Annotated in this window: 4 protein-coding genes; all 4 read left to right on the forward strand. The window is 71.2% G+C overall.

The genetic code is table 11. From position 1 onward, the window contains the following. The first annotated feature begins 9 nt into the window (after positions 1-9). Entirely contained in the window at positions 10-501 is a 492-nt protein-coding gene (locus EHS43_RS38430) for a hypothetical protein (RefSeq protein ID WP_125195227.1), read from the forward strand. Positions 502-686: 185 nt separating this feature from the next. After that, the gene (locus tag EHS43_RS38435; RefSeq protein WP_185806597.1) at positions 687-1427 is read left to right on the forward strand and encodes a response regulator transcription factor; all 741 of its coding nucleotides are present in this window, start codon (positions 687-689) and stop codon (positions 1425-1427) included. Beyond that, positions 1424-3085 carry a HAMP domain-containing sensor histidine kinase gene (locus tag EHS43_RS38440; protein WP_185806598.1) on the forward strand — a complete coding sequence of 554 codons (1662 nt, stop codon included), beginning with the start codon at positions 1424-1426 and terminating at the stop codon, positions 3083-3085. The genes EHS43_RS38435 and EHS43_RS38440 overlap by 4 nt, the downstream gene beginning before the upstream one ends. A gap of 14 nt (positions 3086-3099) precedes the next feature. Beyond that, a partial coding sequence (locus tag EHS43_RS38445; protein ID WP_125195229.1) for a bifunctional glycosyltransferase family 2/GtrA family protein occupies positions 3100-4389 on the forward strand: 1290 nt, incomplete at its 3' end.

Below are 4389 nucleotides of genomic sequence, written 5' to 3' on the forward strand. Positions count from 1 at the left end.
GGTCGGGGGATGGACGTCACCGTGCAGTGGATACGCACCTCGTGGACGAAGCGGTCCCGGGGTGGCGAGGCCGCGACCATGAGGAACGCGGCTCCGGTGGGCTTCGCGTTGCCGTCGTCCGCGGTGGGGCGGGCCGGGGAGCCGTTCGTCCACGCGGTCCGGATGGACGAGCAGGACGAGTTCGTGCCGCACGGCCGGCAGGGTGACAGCCTCCGGGGGGTCGACGTCCAACTCCGTGAGGCGGACGGGCGGTTGCGGGTGCTGCCCAGGGTGCGGCCGATGTTCGGGGTGCCGCCCCGGCCGCGGCGGCGTCCGGGCGTGCGGCTGGAGTCCGGGCAGTGGGTGCGGTGGCGGCTCAACTACCGCTTCAGCAGCGCCGCCGGGCTGCGGGACTGGTCGTACTGGCTGGACACCTACAACATCGCCTACGGCCCGGTGGGCGCCGAGGTGTTCCTCGGGGCGCCGACCGTCGAGGTGGACGAGCAGGGGCCGGTCCGGTAGCGGCCGGCAGAACGGGCCCGATGTCCCGTCCGCCCGGCCGGACAAGCCGGTGCCCAGGGGATCCCTGCCCGTCCGGTCGGACAAGCAGGTGCCCAAGGGCTCCCTGAGAGCTGCCTGTGTGTTTCTCAGGAAAATCACAGACTGCCGAAAGGGTGCTCTCAGGGGGTCCCGACATGGTGTTCACCATGACCACGACCTCGCCCCAGGGGCGCACCGAACTGCTGAGGCCGGACGGGAGCCCCGTCCGCGTGCTTGTGGTGGACGACGAGCTGTCGATCACCGAACTGCTGTCCATGGCCCTGCGTTACGAGGGCTGGCAGATCCGCAGTGCCGGGGACGGCCAGGGTGCCGTGCAGACCGCGCGGGAGTTCCGGCCCGACGCCGTCGTCCTCGACATGATGCTTCCCGACATGGACGGACTGGCCGTCCTCGGGCGGCTTCGGCGTGAGCTGCCGGACGTGCCGGTGCTGTTCCTGACGGCGAAGGACGCGGTGGAGGACCGTATCGCCGGGCTCACCGCCGGTGGTGACGACTACGTGACCAAGCCGTTCAGCCTCGAAGAGGTCGTGGCCCGGCTGCGCGGACTCATCCGCCGCTCCGGCGCGGCCGACCGCCGCTCCGACTCCGTGCTGGTCGTCGGCGACCTCACCCTCGACGAGGACAGCCACGAGGTCTCGCGGGCCGGGGACAACATCCACCTCACCGCGACCGAGTTCGAACTGCTGCGGTTCCTGATGCGCAATCCCCGGCGGGTGCTGAGCAAGGCCCAGATCCTCGACCGGGTGTGGTCGTACGACTTCGGCGGCCAGGCCAACGTCGTCGAGCTGTACATCTCGTATCTGCGCAGGAAGATCGACGCGGGGCGGGAGCCGATGATCCACACCCGGCGCGGCGCCGGTTACCTGATCAAGCCCGCCGCCTCATGAGCGGGCGACGACGGCCGCGGGCGCAGAAGCGGGCAGGCAAGCAGCGCACGCTCAGGACGCGGCTCGTCGTCGCTTCCGTGGTGCTGATCGCCGTGGTCTGCTCGGTGATCGGCACGGTGACGACACTGGCGCTGCGGTCGCATCTGTACGAGCAGCTGGATGGCAAGCTGCGTGAGACGGCCGGGCGCGCGGTGGGCTTCGGCAGGGACAAGGCGCCGCAGCAGGACGATGCGCCGCAGCAGGGCAAGGAGCCGCTGAAGGACCCGCCCGTCTCGGAGACGGATATCCCGGCGAGTGCCAAGGCCTCGAACCTCATCAGCCAGGCCCCGACGCAGCCCGACACCATCGCCGCCTACGTGCAGAAGGGCAAGATCGTCAGTGCCGCCGTCGCCGAGCAGCAGAAGGACAGCAACGGCGACTTCAAGGGAATGACGGCCGCCAAGCTCAACGCGGCGCAGAAAGCGGCCCTGGCCACCGTGCCGCAGGACAAGAACGCCCACACCGTGGACATCCCGGGCCTCGGCGAGTACCGCGTCCAGTACGTCACGAGCAGGGACGGCGCCGACTCGTACTACATCGCCCTGCCCACCGACGACGTCAACAGCACCGTCAACACCCTGATCCTCGTGGAGATCAGCGTCACCGCCGCCGGTCTCGGCGCCGCCGTCATCGCCGGTTACGTCCTCGTCGGCCTCGCCACCCGCCCCCTGCGCAGGGTCGCCACCACCGCCACCCGGGTCTCCGAACTGCCGCTGCACACCGGCGAGGTGAACCTCAGCGAGCGGGTGCCCGAGTCGGAGTGCGACCCGCACACCGAGGTCGGCCAGGTCGGTTCCGCGCTGAACAGGATGCTGGACCACGTCCACGGCGCCCTGCACGCACGGCAGCAGAGCGAGATGCGGGTCCGGCAGTTCGTCGCGGACGCCAGTCACGAGCTCAGAACACCGCTGGCCTCCATCCGCGGCTACGCCGAGCTCACCCGGCGCGGCAGGGAACAGGTCGGCCCCGACACCCGGCACGCGCTGGGCCGTATCGAGTCCGAGGCGGGCCGGATGACGCTGCTCGTGGAGGACCTGCTGCTGCTCGCGCGCCTGGACGCCGGGCGGCCGCTGCAGTTCGAGCAGACCGACCTCGTCCCGCTGGTCGTGGACACCATCAGCGACGCCCGCGCGGCCGGCATGGACCACAACTGGCGCCTCGACCTGCCCGACGAACCCGCCCTCGTCTCCGGTGACGCAGCCCGCCTGCAACAGGTGCTCATCAACCTCCTCGGCAACGCCCGCAAACACACCCCGCCGGGTACGACGGTCACCGCGCGCGTGCAGCGTCGCGGACCGTGGATGTGCGTGGACGTCGAGGACAACGGCCAGGGCATCCCGTCCGACCTGCTCCCGCACGTCTTCGAACGGTTCGCGCGCGGCGACTCCGCGCGCTCCCGCGCCACCGGGTCCACCGGCCTCGGCCTCGCCATCGTGCAGGCCGTCGCGACCGCGCACGGCGGCGCGGTGACCGTGGACAGCGTTCCGGGGCGCACCGTGTTCACCGTGCACCTGCCCGCGGTCGGGCCCGTGGCCCCCCGTCCGGCGCCCGAAACGAACTGGCAATCGCACTCACAGGCACAGCACAGCGCCGCCATATGGGTGCAACAGGGGGCTTGAGCAGAGTCGTTCCCATGCGAACCGACTCTTCTCCCGGCACCCTGCCGGCGCGGGAGCACCTCCCGGCCGGCGACGCCGGTACGCCTGTCCTGGACGTAGTGATCCCCGTCTACAACGAGGAGAAGGACCTCCAGCCGTGTGTGCTGAGACTGCACGAGCACCTCAGGCGCACGTTCCCGTACGCGTTCCGCATCACCATCGCGGACAACGCGTCGACGGACACCACTCCCCTGGTGGCGCAGCGGCTGGAGGCGGAGATCCCGGAGGTCAGGGCCTTCCGGCTGGAGCAGAAGGGCCGCGGCCGGGCCCTGCGGACCGTCTGGTCCGCCTCGGACGCCCCCGTCCTCGCCTACATGGACGTGGACCTGTCCACCGACCTCAACGCCCTGCTGCCGCTGGTGGCCCCGCTGATCTCGGGCCACTCCGACCTGGCGATCGGCTCCCGGCTCGCCCGCAGTTCCCGGGTCGTGCGCGGCCCCAAGCGCGAGTTCATCAGCCGCGCCTACAACCTCATCCTGCGCGGCTCGCTCCAGGCCCGCTTCTCCGACGCCCAGTGCGGCTTCAAGGCCATCCGGCGTGACGTGGCGCAGGTCCTGCTGCCGCTCGTCGAGGACACCGGCTGGTTCTTCGACACCGAGATGCTGGTCATCGCCGAGCGGGCGGGCCTGCGTATCCACGAGGTGCCCGTCGACTGGGTCGACGACCCCGACTCCACCGTCCACATCGTGAAGACGGCCACCGAGGACCTCAAGGGGGTGTGGCGGGTGGGCAAGGCCCTGGCGAGCGGCTCGCTGCCGCTGGACCGGGTCACCCGGCCGTTCGGTGACGACCCGCGCGACCGCGAGATCCAGGACGTGCCGAAGGGGCTGGCCCGCCAGCTCGTCGGGTTCTGTGTCGTCGGGGGTCTGTCGACCCTGTTCTACCTCGTCCTCTACAGCGCCTTCCGGCAGTTCGGCGGTTCCCAGACCGCCAACGCGCTGGCCCTGCTGGTCTCCGCGGTCGCCAACACCGCCGCCAACCGGCGCCTGACCTTCGGGGTGCGCGGGCGGGGCGGTGCCGTCCGGCACCAGGCGCAGGGCCTGGTCGTCTTCGGGATCGGCCTCGCGCTGACCAGCGGCTCGCTGGCCGCGCTCAACGCGGCCAGCAGCGACCCGGCCCACTCCACCGAGTTGGCGGTGCTGATCGCCGCCAACCTCGCGGCGACCGTGCTGCGCTTCCTGCTCTTCAGGGCCTGGGTCTTCCCCGACCGCGGTGACGACCGTCCCCGGTCCACGGTGGCAGCCACCTTCACGGAGGACTGGCCC

Source organism: Streptomyces sp. RP5T (genome assembly GCF_003933965.1).
Lineage (GTDB): Bacteria > Actinomycetota > Actinomycetes > Streptomycetales > Streptomycetaceae > Streptomyces.